The 20,435-nt window shown below is 33.8% G+C and carries 13 protein-coding genes and 1 other RNA gene; 7 read left to right on the top strand and 7 right to left on the bottom strand.

Features of this window, described 5'->3' with window-relative positions; all coding sequences use genetic code 11:
• Both U0D62_RS25450 and U0D62_RS25445 read left to right on the top strand, forming a co-directional pair.
• The coding region (locus U0D62_RS25450) for a T9SS type B sorting domain-containing protein (RefSeq protein WP_322290184.1) at positions 1 to 2,827 on the top strand (2,827 nt) is incomplete at its 5' end.
• A gap of 3 nt (positions 2,828 to 2,830) precedes the next feature.
• Positions 2,831 to 3,814, top strand: a complete 984-nt coding sequence (locus tag U0D62_RS25445) for a PorP/SprF family type IX secretion system membrane protein (protein ID WP_322290183.1) — start codon at positions 2,831 to 2,833, stop codon at positions 3,812 to 3,814.
• 133 nt (positions 3,815 to 3,947) lie between these two features.
• Here U0D62_RS25445 and U0D62_RS25440 read toward each other — a convergent pair whose 3' ends face one another.
• On the bottom strand, positions 3,948 to 5,228 hold the full coding sequence (locus U0D62_RS25440; protein WP_322290182.1) for a tetratricopeptide repeat protein: 1,281 nt from the start codon (positions 5,226 to 5,228) through the stop codon (positions 3,948 to 3,950).
• Positions 5,229 to 5,256: 28 nt separating this feature from the next.
• Positions 5,257 to 7,812, bottom strand: coding sequence for a DNA gyrase subunit A (gene gyrA / locus U0D62_RS25435; protein ID WP_322290181.1), 2,556 nt, complete (start codon positions 7,810 to 7,812; stop codon positions 5,257 to 5,259).
• A gap of 377 nt (positions 7,813 to 8,189) precedes the next feature.
• Here gyrA and U0D62_RS25430 point away from each other — a divergent pair, with 377 nt between their 5' ends.
• The 3 genes from U0D62_RS25430 to U0D62_RS25420 all read left to right on the top strand — a co-directional run bounded on the left by U0D62_RS25430 (position 8,190) and on the right by U0D62_RS25420 (position 12,299).
• The gene (locus U0D62_RS25430; RefSeq protein WP_322290180.1) at positions 8,190 to 10,748 is read left to right on the top strand and encodes an ATP-dependent Clp protease ATP-binding subunit; all 2,559 of its coding nucleotides are present in this window, start codon (positions 8,190 to 8,192) and stop codon (positions 10,746 to 10,748) included.
• Between the two features lie 362 nt (positions 10,749 to 11,110).
• On the top strand, positions 11,111 to 11,488 hold the full coding sequence (locus U0D62_RS25425) for a hypothetical protein (protein WP_322290179.1): 378 nt from the start codon (positions 11,111 to 11,113) through the stop codon (positions 11,486 to 11,488).
• Positions 11,489 to 11,882: 394 nt separating this feature from the next.
• Entirely contained in the window at positions 11,883 to 12,299 is a 417-nt protein-coding gene (locus tag U0D62_RS25420) for a hypothetical protein (protein WP_322290178.1), read from the top strand.
• Positions 12,300 to 12,336: 37 nt separating this feature from the next.
• Here U0D62_RS25420 and rny read toward each other — a convergent pair whose 3' ends face one another.
• The 4 genes from rny to U0D62_RS25400 form a co-directional block, all read right to left on the bottom strand.
• Positions 12,337 to 13,905, bottom strand: a complete 1,569-nt coding sequence (gene rny, locus U0D62_RS25415; RefSeq protein ID WP_322290177.1) for a ribonuclease Y — start codon at positions 13,903 to 13,905, stop codon at positions 12,337 to 12,339.
• Between the two features lie 57 nt (positions 13,906 to 13,962).
• A non-coding RNA gene (gene ssrS / locus U0D62_RS25410) (6S RNA) lies at positions 13,963 to 14,070 on the bottom strand.
• A 54-nt stretch (positions 14,071 to 14,124) separates the two neighbouring features.
• Positions 14,125 to 14,415, bottom strand: coding sequence for a cell division protein ZapA (locus U0D62_RS25405; protein ID WP_322290176.1), 291 nt, complete (start codon positions 14,413 to 14,415; stop codon positions 14,125 to 14,127).
• Between the two features lie 7 nt (positions 14,416 to 14,422).
• Positions 14,423 to 14,713: a hypothetical protein gene (locus U0D62_RS25400; protein WP_322290175.1), complete on the bottom strand. Its 291-nt coding sequence runs from the start codon at positions 14,711 to 14,713 to the stop codon at positions 14,423 to 14,425.
• A gap of 180 nt (positions 14,714 to 14,893) precedes the next feature.
• Between U0D62_RS25400 and U0D62_RS25395 the strand changes: the two genes are divergently transcribed.
• Together U0D62_RS25395 and U0D62_RS25390 are read left to right on the top strand one after the other, a co-directional pair.
• Positions 14,894 to 16,582, top strand: a complete 1,689-nt coding sequence (locus U0D62_RS25395) for a M23 family metallopeptidase (RefSeq protein WP_322290174.1) — start codon at positions 14,894 to 14,896, stop codon at positions 16,580 to 16,582.
• A 12-nt stretch (positions 16,583 to 16,594) separates the two neighbouring features.
• A complete protein-coding gene (locus U0D62_RS25390; protein ID WP_322290173.1) occupies positions 16,595 to 19,060 on the top strand; it encodes a TonB-dependent receptor plug domain-containing protein in 2,466 nt (821 codons plus the stop codon).
• A gap of 122 nt (positions 19,061 to 19,182) precedes the next feature.
• Here U0D62_RS25390 and U0D62_RS25385 read toward each other — a convergent pair whose 3' ends face one another.
• Positions 19,183 to 20,331 carry a cysteine desulfurase family protein gene (locus U0D62_RS25385; RefSeq protein ID WP_322290172.1) on the bottom strand — a complete coding sequence of 383 codons (1,149 nt, stop codon included), beginning with the start codon at positions 20,329 to 20,331 and terminating at the stop codon, positions 19,183 to 19,185.
• Between the last annotated feature and the right edge of the window lie 104 nt (positions 20,332 to 20,435).

The raw sequence follows: 20,435 nt of genomic DNA, 5'->3' as shown, positions 1-20,435 counted from the left end.
ACAGACTGTGGCAGAAGATCCTTCGGGAACCACTACCAGTGGAAACTTTAATCTGCCAGCAGTAGGAACTTATATCTTTAGAATCACTGACTTAGATACAGGATGTTCTATCGATACAGCTCCGTATGAAGTACTACCGTTTGATACAATAGAAGCAACAATTGCATTAACAGCTAACGATATCCAATGTTTTGGAGATACAACAGGTGAAGTAAGCCTATCAGTAACCGGACATACAGGACCATATACCTATGACGCTACCAACCTTACAACAGGAGTTACCGTTAGTGGAGGTGGTGATAATACCGTATTAGATCCGATAATCATTGGTAGTCTTGGTGCAGGAAACATCCAGGTAACCGTGACAGATCCTGTTACTACTTGTACTGATGTATCTAATATTTATACTATTGTTTCTCCTCCAATTGTGGAGTTATCTATAAGTGTCATTAATTCCGGATATTGTAGTTCAAATGATTCTGCTATTATTGAAGCTGATGCTAACGGTGGAACAGGAACACTCCTATTCCGTTTAGAAGATATGAATGGTGTTCCATTACCACCATATGATAATTATAGTAGTAATTCACTTTTCGAAAATTTAATTCATGATCCTGCAGGAATTATCTACCAGGTAAGAGTTATAGACGGAAATGGTTGTGAAACTACCGAAACAGTTACAATTACCTCTCCTATGGATATTACAATACCTTCTGCTATAGGTAGTACCTTAGATTGTATTGATAGTGTTGATGGAACAATTACCATTACAGCTTCAGGAGGTCAGGGACCTAGTACATATCTATTTGTTCTTACGTACCCTGATGGATCTCAGGATACCGCTGTAACAAGTAGTACTGACACATATACCTATACAGATTTATCTGCTGGGAATTATATAGTAACTGTTTCAGATAATTTGAATTGTACGGCTACGGCTAATGTTACCATTGATGCTCCTACCGAAGTTACTATTACAGTAGATACCGTAAGAGATCCTTCTTGTGCTAATCCTACAGCTGATATTGAAGTAACGGCTGCAGGAGGAACACCGCCATATGAGTATAGCTCAGATGGTGTGAACTATGTTCCGGGAGCGAATCCATTTACATTTACAAACCTTGCCGCAGGAGATTATATCTTCTTTGTAAGAGATAGTAATGGTTGTGTATCTTCTCCTTCTAATACAGTACCAGTTAGAGAACCAGAACCATTAGCTGTAACATTAGATCTAAACAATACCTTCATTATCTGTTTTAGTGAAGCGACTGGTTCAATAGATGCAACAGTAACAGGAGGATTAGGAAACTATATGTACACCTTAACAGGTACAGATTATTTAGGTGCAGCAGTAAATATAGGACCACAAACCACTAGTTTCTTTGGAGATCTTTTAGCTGGGGATTATGTATATAGTGTAACCAGTGAAGATTGTGGACCAGAAGATGTTCCGTTTACCATTACACAACCTACAGAGTTTATAGCCACAGCAGTAGCTGAAGATATTACCTGTAATGGTGAGGTAGATGGTAGAATTATCGTAACTGCAACCGGAGGTACACCTAATTATGTATTCTCATTATTTGATAGTGCAGGAAATGCATTGTTTACTTTCATTGAAGATGATAGTGATAGCGTATTAGGAGAGCATATATTTGATGGTCTACCAGCAGATACTTATAGAGTAGAGTTGGCTGATGATAATGGATGTCCATTTATTATTTTGGATATTATCATTAATGAGCCACCTGCAATCAATGCTACGATTTCATCAATCACACCAGAGTCTTGTGCTGGATTTGCAGATGGTACTGCTACCGTTGCAATTACAGGAGGAGTTCCTGGGTATTTCTGGAGTATCACTGGAGTGGATGGAAGTTTCCAACCAGTTGTGGATCCAACAAATCTTGTGATCACAGATCTTCCAGGAGGTGTTACTACCTTATTTATTAGAGATTCTAATAACAGTAGTAATTGTGAGCACTCTTTAAATCTTGATATAGCACCTGGTATAACATTGAATGCTGTATTAAACAACAGAATGGATTGTCCTGTAGTAGATTCGACTACTGGAACAGTGACACAAGCACCGGTATATTATATCGACTTTATTTTAGGAGATAATTCTGTAACAACAGATATCATTTATACCTTAACAGGTATTAATGGTACAGCTAACCCTGTTCCGAGTGATAGTATGACCGGTACTTTTGTGATTAATCCAGGAGAGTATGAAGGATCAATGCTTCACGCTAACGGATGTTCTGTTACTGTAGGAACTATTATCATAGAAGAATATACACCGATGTCACTTCCTGTAGCACAAATGACAGGTAATCCACAAGATGTAAATGAATATGAAATCATAGTAACTGGTGGACAAGCAGAATACACATATTTTGTGACTTTCCTTGATGGTGATAATGTAGAAAGAGAACTAGAATCCAATCTGTTCTCAATACGGAATAGCGGAAATTACAGAATCAGAGTTGTTGATAGTTCAGGATGTGAGATCGAATCTACACAAGAATTAACTTATATAAACCTTATTATTCCAAATTATTTTGATCCTAATAATGATACAGGATGGTACCCTGATCAGACCTCATCAAATGATAATATTCCTTTCCTTTTTGAAAATATCGAAGTAAGAGTATTTGACAGATATGGTAGATTACTCGCAGATTTTAAAGGAGATCATAGAGATAGTGGCTGGAACGGAATTCACCAAGGTAAAGAACTTCCTTCAGGAGACTACTGGTTTCATATCATTGTCAATGATAAAGAGAAAAGAGAATTTGTTGGACACTTTACTTTACACAGATAAGCGATGAATATAAAAGAACAGAATATATATAGAGTAATATCCATAATTATTTTTGGTTTAATCATAAATAATTATGGATACGGTCAAGAGTTTTTCGCTCCTATTCAAAATCAGTATATCGCTGACAATCCATATTTGATATCTTCAGCCTATGCAGGGATTGGAGATTGCTGGCAGCTACGTGCTTCTGGTTTTGAACAATGGGTAAGTATCGAAGATTCTCCAGGAACACAATCACTATCCATTGACGGAAGGATTTCGGATCGTTCAGGAGTTGGAGCCATACTGTTTAATGACCAAAACGGGTTTACAACGCAAAAAGGGGTACAACTATCCTTTGCGCATCACTTAACCCTTAATGAATATAACAACCAATATTTATCTTTTGGTATTAGTTATAAATTCACGCAGTTTGGTATTGATACTTCTGATTTTAATAATGGAGATCCTGATAACCCGATAAGTCCTGGATTAGCTGATGTAACGGTAAACAATTCTAATTTTGATATTGGGTTTTTATATCGTTTAGGAAGGTTTTTCTTAAGTGCAAATGCGGTGAATCTTTTACAAAAGGAGATCGATGATTTTAATCCAACAGAACCTGCCACGATACAGAACTATTACTTGTATACAGGATACACTTTTTATCATAGGTTTAGTGATATAGAGATAGAGCCATCAGTATTGTATCAGAACTTTGCTGGAGATGGTCGTTCTACGGCAGATTTAAACCTTAAGGTTCGTAAAATGAATCGTGGGGATTACTATTGGGCTGGTGTAAGTGTTCGTTCTTTAGTAGATCAGGATTTTAAGCCATTATCAGTATCACCTATGCTAGGGATTAAGATGGCTAATTTTTATGTAGCCTACGGGTATCAGATTAATGTAAATGAAGTCTTTGAACCAGTTGGTGGAGCAGGATCACATTTGATCACATTAGGATTTGATTTTGGATGTAGACAAAGTAAATGTGGATGTACTTATTAAACTAACATCTAAATAAGAGTAATTGTTTTTACTTTTCTTTCAAATACTCCACTATAAACAGAAAATTTAAGTCACAAAAAAACCGGAAGAATGTATTTTCTTCCGGTTTTTTCTATCTCTTAAAAGAAGTTTTTTAGCTACCTCCTTCTAATGCTTTAAGCTTACTTTTCATCACGTCAGCTTTAGGGTCATCTAATTGATAGAAAATCTGCATTAATGTACGCACAGCTTCTACATTATCAGGTGCAGATTTTAAAGCTGCCTCAAGAAAAGGAACTGCTTCTTTATATAAATCTTCTTTTTGCTTCTTTAATACATCAAACTTCTTATAATCAGCTGATGAACCACCTAAGCTATTCATTTTATCATTAAGTTCTGTTTCTCCACTTAAAATGATTGCAGCAATATTAATCTGAGCCGAAGTATAATCAGGCTTTAACTCAATGGCTTTTTTATAGTAACCTATAGCTTGATCATTATCACCTAATCTAGAAGCACTAACTCCTAAGTTATATAATAAATCAGGATTTTCAGGATCGTTAGCTACGATTTTTTCCATTATTTCTTTATACTTAGCGATGTTTCCAAGTTTATAGAACATATCAGCTTCTGCCTGTAATAAAGAAGGATCATTTGGGTTTTCTCTCTTAGCGTCTTCCATTGCTTTCATTGCTTCTTCATCTTTACCTTGGCTGATATAGATTAAAGCAATATTCTTAGCAATTTCTCCTTTTCTAGATTCTGTAACTTTTACTTCAGGTTTAATATGTGTACCTGCTTTTACAGAAATATCTCTTACTTGTTTTGAATCAAAAGGATCTACTTCTCCGGTTTCTTTATTTGTAGCAACAAATTGCTCTTGAACACCATTAAAGCCAAGATCTTTTAATTCTCCATAGTAGGCTAAAGCAGTATCAAAATCTTTACCATTTACAGCATTACCTGCTGCATAGTATAGGTAAATAGTATCTGCTTTATTAGTTTTATAACCTAAATACAGTTTTTCTGAAGCCCCTTTATAATTCTTAGCATTTTGATCAGCAATTGCATCTTCTACAAGCTTTTGACGTATTAGCTGTATTTTTTGATCAGCTTCTCCTGTAAACTTTGAACTACCAGATGCTTTTTCAATTTCAATTGCTTTTAAATAAGCATCTGCAGCACCTTCAATTTTATCTAAAGATTTATCTGCAGTAGCTGATAAAAGTTGTCCTTTAAGAAAGTAGTACTGGGCTTTCAATTTGTCATCTGAAGCATCTAATTGTCCTTCTGCAGCTTTCAATGCATCACCAGCTACCAACAAATCACCAGATTTTAAAGCTTTTGAAGCAGATTTAACCGCTTTTTTTGCGTCTTGAGAAAATCCAATAGCACTCGCCATTACGAACAATGCTACAATAAATTTAGTTTTCATTACTTGAGTTTTTTTTGTGGGATTTAATTTATTCATTCGTATTCTTATCAATAGTCGTGCCATCTTCAGCATTGTCAGGTTTATCTACATTTTCAATAGATGTAGAATCATCATCAGTCAATTCATCCTGATCTTCTACATCATCTTCATCATGCATTACCTTTGCCACGGCAGCAATAGAATCTTTTCCTTTAAGATTAATCAAACGTACTCCTTGCGTAGCACGTCCCATAACTCTAAGGTCTTCTACTGCTAATCTAATTGCAACTCCTGATTTGTTAATAATCATAAGATCATCAGCATCGGTTACATTTTTAATAGCGACTAAATTACCTGTTTTATCTGTAACAGAAATGGTTTTCACACCTTTACCACCTCTATTAGTTATTCTATAATCTTCTAACTTAGAACGTTTACCAAAGCCATTTTCTGATACAACAAGAATATTACTTTCCATATCATTAACGGCTACCATTCCTATTACTTCATCTTCATCATTAGCCAGGCGAATTCCTCTAACTCCAGAAGCTCCACGACCCATTGGTCTTGTTTTTTCTTCTTCAAAGCGAATAGCTTTTCCTGACTTAACAGCAAGCATTACCTGGCTTTTTCCATCGGTAAGTTTTGCTTCTAATAATTCATCATTATCCTTAATAGTAATAGCATTAATACCATTAGTTCTAGGACGAGAATATTGCTCTAAAGATGTCTTTTTGACCTGACCTTTTTTCGTTGCCATTATGACATAATGAGAATTAATATATTCTTCATCTTTCAGATCTTGGGTACATATAAATGCTTTTACCTTATCATCACTTTCAATGTTTATAAGGTTTTGTATTGCTCTACCCTTTGATGTTTTACTTCCTTCAGGTATTTCATAAACACGCATCCAGAAACATTTTCCTTTTTGAGTGAAGAACAACATATATTGATGGTTTGTTCCTACAAATAAATGTTCTAGAAAATCTTCGTTACGAGTAGTACTTCCTTTTTGCCCAACTCCTCCTCTATTTTGTTTCTTATATTCATTAAGAGGTGTTCTTTTAATATACCCCGCGTGGGAAATAGTAATTACTACTTTTTCGTTAGGTATCATATCCTCAATACTCAAATCTCCTCCAGCATATTCTATCTGAGAACGTCTTTCATCACCATATTTCTCTTTTACTTCAATAAGCTCTTCTTTGATGATATTCATTCTACGCTCTTTCTTAGCCAAAATATCTTTAAGATCCTCAATGGTACTCATCAAATCATCGTATTCTGCTCGTAGTTTATCCTGTTCCAGTCCTGTTAACTGACGCAAGCGCATTTCTACGATAGCTTTGGCTTGTATCTCAGAAAGTTTAAAGCGTTCAACAAGCTTTTCTCTTGCTTCTTCTGCATTAGAAGAAGATCTTATTAAAGCTATAACTTCATCAATATTATCAGAAGCAATAATTAACCCTTCTAGAATATGTGCTCTTTCTTCTGCTTTTCTAAGTTCATATTTGGTACGACGTACAACTACTTCATGTCTATGTTCCACAAAATGGTGGATCATCTCTTTTACATTTAATAATTGAGGACGTCCATTTACTAACGCAATGTTATTAACACTAAAAGAAGATTGTAGTGCAGTATATTTATATAAAAGATTAAGTACAATATTAGGAATTGCATCACGCTTTAGCATATATACGATACGCATTCCTTTTCTATCAGATTCATCTCTAATAGAAGAAATACCATCTATCTTTTTATCATTAACAAGATCCGCGGTCTTTTTAATCATATCCGCCTTGTTAACTTGATAAGGTATTTCTGTAATTATTATACATTCTCTACCATTAACTTCTTCAAAACTAGCTTTTCCTCGTATTACAATTCGACCTCTACCAGTTTTAAAAGCTTCTCGTACACCATCATATCCATAAATAGTACCTCCTGTTGGAAAATCTGGTGCTTTGATATGTTGTATTAATTCATCAATCTCTATATCATTATTGTCAATATAAGAGATCGTTCCATCTACAACTTCACTTAAATTATGCGGAGGCATATTAGTAGCCATACCAACAGCAATACCTGAAGCACCATTAATTAATAAACCAGGAACTCTGGTAGGCAATACAGTTGGCTCTTGTAAAGTATCATCAAAATTCAAAGTATGATCTACAGTATCTTTTTCAATATCTGCAAGCATATCTTCGGATATTTTCCGCATTCTTGCCTCTGTATAACGCATAGCCGCTGGGCTATCACCATCTACAGATCCAAAGTTACCTTGACCATCCACGAGCATGTAACGTAAACTCCATTCCTGGGCCATACGCACCATGGTATCATATACTGATGTATCACCGTGTGGGTGATATTTACCAAGAACCTCCCCTACGATTCTTGCAGATTTTTTATGAGCACTGCTAGCTCGGACTCCTAACTCATACATACCAAACAGAACACGTCTGTGCACAGGCTTTAAACCATCTCTTACGTCTGGTAACGCACGTGACACAATGACCGACATCGAATAATCGATGTAAGCAGACTTCATTTCATCCTCTATATTGATAGGTATTAGCTTTTCTCCTTCAGCCATAAACAATTATTTAATTCTAAAATTGATTTATTTAACGCGCTAATTTAAGTAAATTAAGACGTTTTTAACAACCAATAGCTACTGTAATATACGTAATTTATTAACAAAATAAGCGACGTATATAGTTAATAAGTCAATTAGGATACATTTTGATTATTAAAGCTTTTTTTGTCTATTTACTCAAAAAAGTTGGAAATCCTTTTAATTTCACCAAAACTAGAAGTATCTTATGATACAATTTTAATGTGATTGATGTTATGTGACAAAATATACTCTGCCACATCAATTTATTACTTAAAAAGATTAAAAGGAATAGTTTTTGCGAATGTAATTTTAAAAATTACTATATTTATTTATAAAGAAAGAAAGTTAATTTTATGGATGATAATTTTTCACCTAGAGTTAAAGATGTAATCGCGTACAGTAAAGAAGAAGCACTACGATTAGGGCACGATTTTATTGGTACCGAACATCTAATGTTGGGATTATTACGTGATGGAAGTGGAAAAGCAATCAGTATCCTTGATGCGTTAGATATAGATTTGACAAATTTAAGAAGAAAGGTTGAAATTCTTAGTCCAGCAAACCCCGATATTGCAATTGCCTCAAACGAAAAAAAGAACTTGCACCTTACAAGGCAGGCAGAACGTGCGTTGAAGACAACATTTCTAGAAGCTAAGCTTTTTCAAAGTTCTTCAATAAACACTGCGCACCTTTTATTGTGTATTTTAAGAAACGAAAATGACCCTACTACCAAACTTTTAAATAGATTAAAAGTTGATTATGATAATGTTAAGGACCAATTTAAATTTATGATAACTAACGAAGAAGAATATATAGAAAACCCTAAGTCAGAATCCTTTTCAGAAGATGATGATGATATGGGAGGAGATGCTTCTAAAGAAAATCCTTTCAATTCTCCTGGAGGAGGAAGCAAATCCAATAAAAAGTCTAAAACTCCTGTACTTGATAACTTTGGGCGTGACCTTACAGCTATGGCTGAAGAAGGTAAACTAGATCCTGTTGTAGGAAGATCAAAAGAAATAGAACGCGTTTCTCAAATATTAAGTAGAAGAAAAAAGAACAACCCATTACTTATTGGTGAACCCGGAGTAGGTAAATCAGCTATTGCTGAAGGTCTTGCACTTCGAATCATCAAAAGAAAAGTATCCAGGATATTGTTTGATAAACGTGTTGTTACTTTAGATTTAGCCAGTCTTGTTGCAGGAACTAAATATAGAGGACAATTCGAAGAGCGAATGAAGGCAGTAATGAATGAGCTTGAAAAGAATGATGACATCATTCTTTTTATAGACGAGATTCACACCATTGTTGGTGCTGGTGGAGCAACAGGAAGCTTAGACGCTTCTAATATGTTTAAACCAGCTTTAGCCAGAGGCGAAATACAATGTATTGGTGCCACTACTCTTGATGAATACAGACAATATATCGAAAAAGACGGTGCTTTAGAAAGACGTTTCCAAAAGGTAATAGTAGAGCCTACTAATATTGAAGAAACCATAGAGATTCTTAATAACATTAAAGAGAAATATGAAGAGCATCATAATGTTAGTTATACAAACGAAGCTATTGAAGCCTGTGTTAAGTTAACTAATAGGTATATGACAGATCGTTTTCTTCCAGATAAGGCTATTGACGCTTTAGATGAAGCAGGATCTCGAGTACATATCACAAATATTGATGTTCCTAAAAAAGTTCTAGATCTTGAAAAGAAACTAGAAGAAGTAAGAGAACTCAAAAACAGTGTAGTTAAGAAACAAAAATATGAAGAAGCTGCCAAGCTTAGAGATGACGAAAAAAATCTTGAGAAAGAACTAGCTGTAGCGCAAGAACAATGGGAAAAAGAATCCAAACTTCACAAAGAAACAGTTGATGAAGAAAATGTTGCTGATGTAGTTTCTATGATGACCGGGATTCCTGTAAATCGTATTGCTCAAACCGAAAGCAATAAATTAGCAGAATTGCCTAATCTAATTAAAGGTAAAGTAATCGGACAGGATGAGGCTGTTACCAAAGTTGTAAAAGCAATTCAACGTAATAGAGCTGGACTTAAAGATCCTAACAAACCGATTGGTTCTTTTATCTTTTTAGGTCAAACTGGAGTTGGAAAAACTCAACTCGCCAAGGTATTAGCCAAAGAACTTTTTGATAGTGAAGACACACTTATACGAATAGATATGAGTGAATACATGGAGAAGTTTGCGGTTTCAAGACTTATAGGAGCGCCTCCAGGTTATGTTGGATATGAAGAAGGAGGACAACTTACAGAAAAAGTAAGAAGAAAACCTTATTCTGTAATTCTATTAGATGAAATTGAAAAAGCGCATCCAGATGTCTTCAACATGATGCTTCAAGTATTGGATGATGGATATCTTACTGATAGTTTAGGTCGAAAAATCGATTTTAGAAACACCATAATCATTATGACTTCAAACATTGGAGCTCGTAAATTAAAAGACTTTGGTCAAGGTGTAGGTTTTGGCACTTCTGCCAAAAAAGCACAATCTGATGAGCACGCTAAGGGTGTCATAGAAAATGCTTTAAAAAAGGCTTTTGCTCCAGAATTTCTTAACAGAGTAGATGATGTTATGGTGTTTAATGCTCTTGACAGAGGAGACATTCATAAGATTATTGATATCGAATTAGATAAACTATTTAAAAGAATCAAAAATCTTGGCTATGAACTTTCTTTAAGCGAAAAAGCAAAAGATTATATTACCGAAAAAGGTTTTGATCAGCAATATGGTGCAAGACCTCTTAAAAGAGCTATACAAAAATACATAGAAGACGCTCTTGCAGAAGAGATTATCAATTCTCAACTTCAAGAAGGTGATAGTATATTTATGGACATGGACGAAAGTTCTGATGAGTTGATTATCAATATCAAAAAAGCAGAAAAATCTACTGAATCCTAATTAAAAATATATTTAAAATTAAAAAAGCCACTGTTTTACACAGTGGCTTTTTTAATCAATAACAATTCATTACACGCAAAGAGGTTATACTGTTTCAAAATCTAATTAACTAATCACACCCTTACCTTCAGTTATTAAACAAAAGCACTTTTATTAAAAACGTAAACAAACCATTGTTTTAAGTAAAAGAATTAAGTTTTAATATTCTAACTTTTAATTAATAGAACAGAAAATTGTATTTTAGAGAGTATAAGAGAAATTTCAACTTTTATAATTAACAATTTCTGAGTGTTTATCAATGTTTATATTGATTGTAATTCTCAAAAAAATTAATATATTATCCGCCGTAAACCACCATCTAAATGATTACATCATACATACTGGATTTTTGTACGGTAGAGATTTATGAAGATTATCTCAAAGTTGTAATGAACGAAGGAGTAACTGTATCCCCAGAACATAACAATATTTTACTTGAAATGGTAGAAAGACATTTCAAGCACAAGGCTTTTCTATACATTACCCATCGTATTAATTCTTACTCTGTCAATCCTACTATTTACCTAGAAACTGCCAAAATCCCTAATTTGGTTGGGTTTGCCGTAGTATCAGATGACCCTCAACAAAAAATTCAAGCTAAAATAGAAAAAACCTTTTTCAGCAAAGAATTTAAAGAATTCAACACACTCACAGAAGCTCTTGAATGGAAAGATCAAATATTAAAAAACGACATTGACTAACACTTAATCTTTCTCCTTAACCTCCTTCTTTTTACAGATAATTATTTTTATAAGTAAGAGTTTTATCGTAACTTATTGCAAAAATTAACCGCACTTAAATAATAGTTTTTGAAATTTTCTAAAATGGTCCATACCATCATTTAAGGTTTCGATAAAGTTGAAATCCAAAAAGATTATCTTAAAAACACAATAGTAAAAAATATTATTAAGAATTTGAAATACAAAAGTTCACACGATTCTTCTTATTAATCATTTATCTATTATCTAAATGTATCAATCTATATTCGATTGATCTCACCTACTCATCTTAAGACCTCAAAATCATATACGCTTTCCTAAATTGTAAGTGTATACAGCAATTAAAGGCTTTTTATAAATTCAATTATAACAATGCATGGTTAAATTATACAATTTGGATTTTTGTAAATTAGAAATACATCATAACCATATGATTGCGGTTATGAATGAAGGGATTATTGTAGATTCTACAAATAATTCAATTCTAATAAAGATTGCAGAAAAACACTATAAAGACACTCCTTTTGTATACATTACCCATCGCATCAATTCGTATGCGGTTGACCCTATCATTTATATAAAAACCGCCCAAGTAACTAATCTGGTAGGATTTGCAGTAGTATCAAAAAACCCTATGCAAAAAATCCAGACAAAACTAGAGAAATCTCTCTTCAATAAAGAATTTAGATATTTTGATGATATGAATTCTGCTTTAAAATGGAAAGACGAGATTATCGGTAACTACAAAAAAAATATAATTTCGCGGGGCTCAAAAAAAAAGAGAATCAATTAAAACTGATTCTCTTTTTTACTTATAATTTCAATGCTTTTTATTTAGCAATATTAACAGCTCTGGTTTCTCGAATCACGGTTATTTTTACCTGTCCAGGATATGTCATATCTGTTTGAATCTTTTGCGAAATTTCAAAAGATAAACTTGCCGCTCTTTCATCATTCACTTTTTCACTTTCGACAATGACCCTTAATTCTCTTCCTGCTTGGATTGCATACGCCTTTTTCACACCATTAAAGCCAAAAGCAATATCCTCCAAATCCTTCAACCTTTGGATATACGAATCCAACACTTGACGACGTGCTCCTGGTCTTGCTCCACTAATTGCATCACACACTTGCACTATAGGCGATATTAACGAAGTCATCTCTACCTCATCATGATGGGCTCCAATTGCATTACATACTTCAGATTTTTCTCCATACTTCTCTGCCCATTGCATTCCTAAAATAGCATGTGGTACCTCTGTTTCTGTATCTGGCACTTTACCAATATCATGAAGTAATCCAGCTCTTTTAGCTAGTTTTGGATTCAACCCAAGTTCTGCAGCCATAATACCACATAATTTTGCAACTTCTCTTGAATGCTGTAAAAGGTTTTGACCATATGAAGATCGGTATTTCATTCTACCTACAGTTTTGATAAGTTCTGGGTGTAATCCATGAATCCCAAGATCAATTACCGTACGTTTACCAACCTCAATTATTTCTTCATCTATTTGTTTTCTAGTCTTCTTTACTATCTCTTCAATACGAGCAGGATGAATTCTACCATCAGTAACAAGTTTATGCAAGGATAAACGTGCAACTTCTCTTCTCACTGAATCAAAACAAGAAAGAATAATTGCCTCCGGAGTATCATCTACAATAATCTCAACACCTGTAGCCGCTTCGATTGCTCTAATATTTCTTCCTTCCCGACCAATTATACGTCCTTTTACATCATCACTTTCAATATTAAAAACAGAAACACAATTTTCTACCGCTTCTTCTGTTCCAACCCTTTGAATCGTATTGATAATAATTTTCTTTGCTTCTTGTTGTGCGGTGAGTTTAGCCTCTTCAATCGTATCCTGGATCAATGACATAGAATCTGTCTTTGCTTGTTCCTTTAGAGACTCTACTAATTGTTCTTTTGCTTCTTCTGCAGACAATCCAGAAATCACTTCTAATTGTTGTACCTGGCTTTTATGTAGTTTTTTAAGCTCGCTTTGCTTCTTTTCCAGATACTCTTTTCTATGATCTATTTCTTGTATTTTTTCTTCTAATCCTGCGTTTAATTTTTTATTTTTAGATAATTCGTTTGACACCTGAGATTCTTTATCTCTTGTTCTTTTCTCTGCATCCGCCATCTTCTTATCACGAGATAAAATTACTTTTTCGTGCTCAGATTTCAATTCAATAAACTTCTCTTTTGCTTGTAATATTTTATCTTTTTTAATAGTCTCTCCTTCATTTTTTGCATCTCTAATGATACTATTTGAAGTTTTCTTGGCATTCTTAATCATTTCTGAAGCTTTATTTCGCTCCAGAATTTTAGCGATAATAAACCCTATCACTACACCTGCAACAGCCGCAATAATTAAAAATATAATGTTATCCTCCATAATCCTAGTTAGTGTTTATATATAAAAAAAGCCTGCACTAGTATCTAGGTTTTGTATAAACTCTGTAAAAACAGGTTTAGGGCTAACAAATTGCTCAAGAATCCGCTCAATGGCGGCGCGCTTTTACAATTTAAACTCACCCTTTTTAATTAATTCTTGTTGAGTTTATCAAAATAACAACTAGTGCAGGCAGTAACCTTATTTATTTTTAAAGAACGTTTAAGAGAGATGATCGTGTAACAAATTGCTTAACGCACTAAGCCTATTCTCTACGCTGACCATATCATCTTCTTTATCTATAGTTTTTTGTTCCACTTGTGTTGCAAATTGCAATGCACACATGGCTAATACATCTTGTTTATCTCTAACTGCATAACTTTGCTCAAACTGCTTAATCATTGCGTCTATCTTTTTTGCTGCTTTACGTAATCCTTCTTCTTGATCAGGATTAATCGTTAAAGGATATACTCGATCTGCAATCGATAGTTTAATTTTAAGCTTGTCTGCCATATTTTATTTACTCTGATAGCTGTGCAATACACATATCTATCTCTCTAATTAAGGCGTTTATTTTGAGCTTGGTTTCCCGTTTGTATTCGTCACTGCCCAGCATTGCATTAGCATTTTTGAGTGCACTGAATTTTTCTTCCCACTGCTTTAATTGATCTGATTGAAGCTCAGAATTAGAAGTTAACTCTATAATCTTATCTCTAAGATCCGCATTTTGTTGTTTCATCAATTCATATTTATGAAGCAACTTGCTTATCCTATTCTCTAGAGAATCAACAATTTCAATTAAATTACTCATTATAATTTTACACAATACTTCGTTACACAAAGTTAACATACCAATTGAAAAAACCCAATAGTTTTTAAACTAATTTTAAACACCAAAAAACCTACTTATCAAGTCTTTAATTTATAGCCTTTTAGTTTTTAAACATACTACACTTTATTTTTAACTACTAAATTTTTACATTTACTCTCTATGCGAGCACTTACACTATTTTTATTTTTCACTTTAAGCTTAGGATACGGTCAAAAAAATACGCCAAAAGATTATTTCACTCACCCATTGGATATTCCTTTGGCAGTTTCTGGCACTTTTGGAGAACTAAGGTCCAATCATTTTCATTCTGGTTTGGATTTAAAAACCGAAGGTCGAGAAGGTCTTAATGTTTACGCATCAGCAGCTGGGACAGTTACTAGAATAAAAATCTCACATCACGGTTATGGAAAAGCAATTTATATTGCACATCCAAATGGTTACACAACTGTATATGCTCATTTGCAAAAATTTTCACCTACGATTGAAGCTTATATCAAAAAGAGACAATATGCAAAAGAATCGTATGAGATAGAACTTTTCCCAAAATCTGGATCTTTAACTCTTAAACAAGGTGATATTATCGGTCTGAGTGGTAATACTGGAGGAAGTGGTGGCCCTCATCTTCATTTTGAAATACGAGATTCAAAAGCCAGACCAATGAATCCTTTGAGCTTTGGGGTTAAAGTTGCCGACACAAAAAAACCAACCATTAACGGACTTTGGGTATACAGCCTTGATGAAAAAGCTCATGTAAATCAAAGTCAAACACCTTCAAAACTTAGACTAACCCCTCAAGAAGATGGAAGTTTTAAAGCTGAAAAAATAACAGCTTTTGGAAAAATTGGAGTTGGTGTTTCTACCATAGATCAACAAAACTTGGCCAACAATAAAAATGGAATTTATTCTATTGTCACAGAAGTGAATGGGAATCAAAATTTTTCGCTAGAAATGAATAAATTTTCATTTTCTGAAACACGATATATCAATAGATTGATTGATTATTCTCATTATAAAAAGAATCGTAATAGAATCACTAAGCTCTTTATTGAAAATAACAACCCTTTATCTATATATAAAAATAAAGTTGATAAGGGAGTCATTACCATAGAAGATAGTCTTTCTTATGCTTTAAAAGTAATGGTTAAGGATTTTAAGAACAATACCACTATTATTGATATTCCTGTACAAGGAAAATCTGTTAAAGAAATTTCTAAACCTGAAATCCCCAAGACAGAAGATCTTGTAAAATCCAATGAGAATTGGACGTATCATTCAGGAATTTTTGATCTTTTTATTCCAAAAGGAAGTCTTTATGAAGATGCATATTTAGACATCAAAGTAAAAGGAGATACTATAAAAATACACGAAGATGAAATCCCCTTACACAAAAACATGACAGTAGTTTTTGATGTATCTAATTATAGTGAATCAGACAGGAAAAAATTATTCATAGGAAGAATAAATTATAAAAAAGAACCATACTACTTTAGAACATATCGAAAAGGTAATCGTTTTTCTGCCAGAACCAGAACTTTTGGAACTTATTCTTTATTCGAAGATCGTGAAAACCCTACAATAGTTCCAGTAAATGTTTCAGATAAAAAATGGATGTCTAAAGCCACTCATCTAAAAATAAAAATCCATGACGCCAAGTCAGGAGTTGATAGTTACCGAGCAACGATAAATGGAAAGTTTGTATTGATGGAATATGATTACAAGACAGGAATGCTCGTTTATGACTTTAATGACAAAATTATTACCGATACAGAAAATAAATTTAAACTTATTGTGTTAGATAACGTAGGAAATAGCACTACATTTGAAACAATATTCTTTAGAAAACCGTAAAACAGTATATTTTTGAAAAACAACTTATCCTTCCTGTTTTTATGCCTGACTTTAATTAGTTTTTCTTCTATAGCACAAACCGCTTTAGTCAGAGGTATAGTTTTAGACGAATCAAATATTCCAGTTCCCGGAGCCAACGTGTCTTATGAAGGCTTGGGCACAGAGACCGATAAAAATGGAGTTTACGAACTCTCAATACCTGCCAATCAAGAGGTCCGTATAAAGATTACTCATGTAGGTCTTAAAGACATCGTTTTCACTATAAAACTTGAAGAAAACCAAGAATATGAACTCAACCCTGTTCTTAAAGAAGATGTTCAACAAATCGGAGAAGTTGTAATTACCGGACGAGAACGCAAAGTAGTTGAAGGTATTACCACCTTGGATCCCGAAACCATAAGAACCACTCCATCCGCTAACGCAGGTGTGGAAGGGTTATTAAAGAGTTTACCAGGAGTAAGTTCTAATAATGAATTAAGTACGCAATACTCTGTTCGTGGTGGTAATTTTGATGAAAACTTAGTATATGTAAACGAAATCGAGGTATATCGACCGTTTTTAATAAGATCAGGACAACAAGAAGGATTGAGTTTTGTAAACTCAGATTTAGTACGAAATGTAGATTTTTCTGCTGGAGGATTTCAAGCCAAATATGGAGACAAATTATCTTCTGTACTTGATATTACATACAGACGACCTACCCGACTTGGAGCAACGGCAGATTTAAGCTTACTTGGAGGAAGTATTTCTGCAGGAGGAATATCAAAAGATAAAAAACTGGCAGCTATAGTAGGAGTTCGTTATAGAGATAATAGCTTGTTAGTAGACGCTCGGCAAACAGAAACTAATTTTAGACCAAGATTTGCAGACGTACAAACTTATATATCCTATAACATTACTAAAAAATTTGAATTAGGTTTTTTAGGTAATATTGCATTGAATTCTTATGATTATGAGCCTTTAACAAGGCAAACAAATTTTGGTACGCTTCAGAATCCTATTGCGCTAACTGTTTTTTATGAAGGACAGGAAAAGGATCGTTATGAAACTTATTTTGGAGCATTCAAAGGTACCTATCAACCTAATGAAAATCTAACCTTAAAATTTATTGCCTCAGGATATCACACGCAAGAACAAGAACATTATGATATTCTTGCTGCTTATTTTCTTGGAACAGTAAATACTGATATCGGAAGTGAAGACCTGGGAGAAGTAGAGTTTAATGAAGGTATCGGATCACAGCTTACTCACGCAAGAAACGATCTTGATGCATTAATTTTTAACGCAGAGCACAAAGGTACCTACGTATCAGACAAACATCAATTTGATTGGGGTATAAAATATACATCAGAAGATATACGTGATCGTATTCAGGAATTTGAGATTATCGATTCTGCTGGATTTTCACTAAGACCTCCTTTGCCAGATTTTGTAAATGAACAACCTTATATCCCATTTGCGAGTCCAATTGTTCCTTTTACAAGCGTTAGAGCTACTAATGAAGTAAAAATAGATCGTATATCGGGCTACGCTCAATATGGTTTAAGATCAGAAATTAATGAGAACGAAATATGGGCAAACATAGGAGTACGAGCACATAGCTGGAATGTTTCAGGAGATGGGATCAGCAGTACTTCTCAAACTGTATTTAGCCCTAGAGCTCAATTTGCTTTAAAACCAGACTGGGAGGCAGATATGATTTTCAGACTTTCAGGAGGGTTTTACCATCAACCCCCTTTTTATAGAGAGTTACGAAGTCAGGATGGATCTGTAGTTCCTGGAGTTAAAGCTCAACAATCTATTCATGTTGTTTTAGGAAATGATTTTAGTTTTAAAATGTGGGACAGACCTTTTAAACTTACCTCAGAATTATATTATAAAAAACTTACGGATGTCAATCCTTATACTATCGAAAATGTAAGGATACGCTATAGAGCAAATAATAATGCCGAAGCTTATGCTCAAGGATTAGATGTTCGACTTAATGGAGAATTTGTTCCTGGTACAGAAAGCTGGGTAAGTCTTGGATATTTAAAAACTGAAGAAAACATAGATGATAGAGGATATATTTCCAGGCCTACCGACCAACGACTGAAAGTAGGTGTACTATTTCAGGATTATGTACCTACCATGCCCAATTTAAAAATGTACCTCAATCTGGTATATCAAACTGGAGTACCTGGAGGATCACCTAGCTTTGCAGATCCTTATGATTTTCAAACCAGATTAAGAGATTATAGAAGAGCTGACTTAGGAATATCGTATGTTATTGTGGATAAAAACAAACGATTACGAGAAGGTCATTTTCTTAACAACTTCAGAGAACTCAATCTAGGCTTTGAAATCTTCAATATCTTTGATAATCAAAACTCAATCACCAATACTTTTGTGAGAGATGCAGCTAGCCAGTTACAGTTTGCCATCCCTAATTTTTTAACTCCAAGGGTTTTTAATGTTAGATTAGGAATGAAGTTTTAAGACTAAAGCTTTATATATTTTCTCGAATAATCGTGTTACTAATTTCATAAAATAATTAGACCTGCTCTTCTATAAGAAAAACAGGTCTAAATAAATATATTTAATGTTTTTAGATAACCTTATTAATCGTTCATAAATTTCTTTAACACGTCTACTACATAATCTACTTCTTCTTTGGTATTAAATTTAGAGAAAGAAAACCTAACTGATGGTTTTAACATATCTTCTTCAGAAAGTAATTCTGTCAATACATGGGATCCTTTACTACTTCCACTTTGACAAGCGCTTCCTTTAGAACAAGCCACCCCATTAATATCTAATTGAAATAGTAATATCCCTGCTTTTTCATCAGAGATAGGTAAACATACATTAATTAACGTATAAGTACTATGATCGGCATCACAACAATTAGCATTAAATTTTACTCCTTCAATATGAGTTTTCAATTCTTCAACAAAATAATGCTTCAATTCAGAAATGTATTTCTTTTCTTCATCCATATGCTCATATGCTAAGCGTAATGCTTCATCCATACCTGCAATGTTATGAACACTTTCGGTACCTCCTCGATACCCTCTCTCTTGCGAGCCTCCAAATATCAAAGGTTTTAATCCCGAGTTTTTACGTATATATGCAAACCCTACACCTTTAGGGCCATGAAATTTATGTGCACTAACAGCAGTGAAATCTACATTTAGCTCGTTTAAATTAACATCAAAATGTCCTACAGACTGTACCATATCGCTATGAAACAATGCTTCATTTTGCTTGCATAAATCTCCTACTCTATTTATATCTAGTATTGTACCTACTTCATTGTTAACATGCATCAAACTTACCAACGTTTTTTCTGAAGAAGTAGTAAGTAACGTTTCTAGATGATCATAATCAATAGAACCGTCTTTAAGAATAGACACATAACTTACTTTTATAGAGCTATATTTCTCTATCTCCTGAACCGTATGTAATACAGCGTGATGTTCTATTTTGGAAGTAATAATATGTTTAACTCCCAAATCCCTTACAGCACTGTGTAGTGCAAGATTATCTGCTTCTGTACCTCCTGAAGTAAAAATAATTTCTGAAGCTTTTACACCTAGATATTTAGCAATGTTCTTACGAGCTTGTTCAATATGATTTTTGGCAGAACGGCCAAAACCATGGGTTGAAGAAGGGTTTCCGAAATCTTCTTTCAGAACTGAAATCATTTTTTCGATAACTTCAGGTCTTAATTCTGTGGTTGCAGCACTATCAAAATAAACCTTTTGCATGAAATCAAAATAATTGGTTAGACGATTAGGTAAAATGAAAAAAATACAAATAAAACGTTGTCTATTTTATCATATCTTCATTTTTTGCTTTCGCAAATCTAGTT

The organism is Aquimarina callyspongiae (assembly GCF_034322225.1).
Classification (GTDB): Bacteria; Bacteroidota; Bacteroidia; order Flavobacteriales; family Flavobacteriaceae; genus Aquimarina.
Note: the sequence above shows the minus strand (reverse complement) of the source record. Positions and strands in the feature narration are given on the sequence as shown.

Bases quoted from the DNA above. Each gene is read 5' to 3' on its own strand.
- U0D62_RS25445 (WP_322290183.1), top strand. From the start codon at position 2,831: ATGAATATAAAAGAACAGAATATATATAGAGTAATATCCATAATTATT.
- U0D62_RS25440 (WP_322290182.1), bottom strand. From the start codon at position 5,228: ATGAAAACTAAATTTATTGTAGCATTGTTCGTAATGGCGAGTGCTATT.
- gyrA (WP_322290181.1), bottom strand. From the start codon at position 7,812: ATGGCTGAAGGAGAAAAGCTAATACCTATCAATATAGAGGATGAAATG.
- U0D62_RS25430 (WP_322290180.1), top strand. From the start codon at position 8,190: ATGGATGATAATTTTTCACCTAGAGTTAAAGATGTAATCGCGTACAGT.
- U0D62_RS25425 (WP_322290179.1), top strand. From the start codon at position 11,111: ATGATTACATCATACATACTGGATTTTTGTACGGTAGAGATTTATGAA.
- U0D62_RS25420 (WP_322290178.1), top strand. From the start codon at position 11,883: ATGGTTAAATTATACAATTTGGATTTTTGTAAATTAGAAATACATCAT.
- rny (WP_322290177.1), bottom strand. From the start codon at position 13,905: ATGGAGGATAACATTATATTTTTAATTATTGCGGCTGTTGCAGGTGTA.
- U0D62_RS25405 (WP_322290176.1), bottom strand. From the start codon at position 14,415: ATGGCAGACAAGCTTAAAATTAAACTATCGATTGCAGATCGAGTATAT.
- U0D62_RS25400 (WP_322290175.1), bottom strand. From the start codon at position 14,713: ATGAGTAATTTAATTGAAATTGTTGATTCTCTAGAGAATAGGATAAGC.
- U0D62_RS25395 (WP_322290174.1), top strand. From the start codon at position 14,894: ATGCGAGCACTTACACTATTTTTATTTTTCACTTTAAGCTTAGGATAC.
- U0D62_RS25385 (WP_322290172.1), bottom strand. From the start codon at position 20,331: ATGCAAAAGGTTTATTTTGATAGTGCTGCAACCACAGAATTAAGACCT.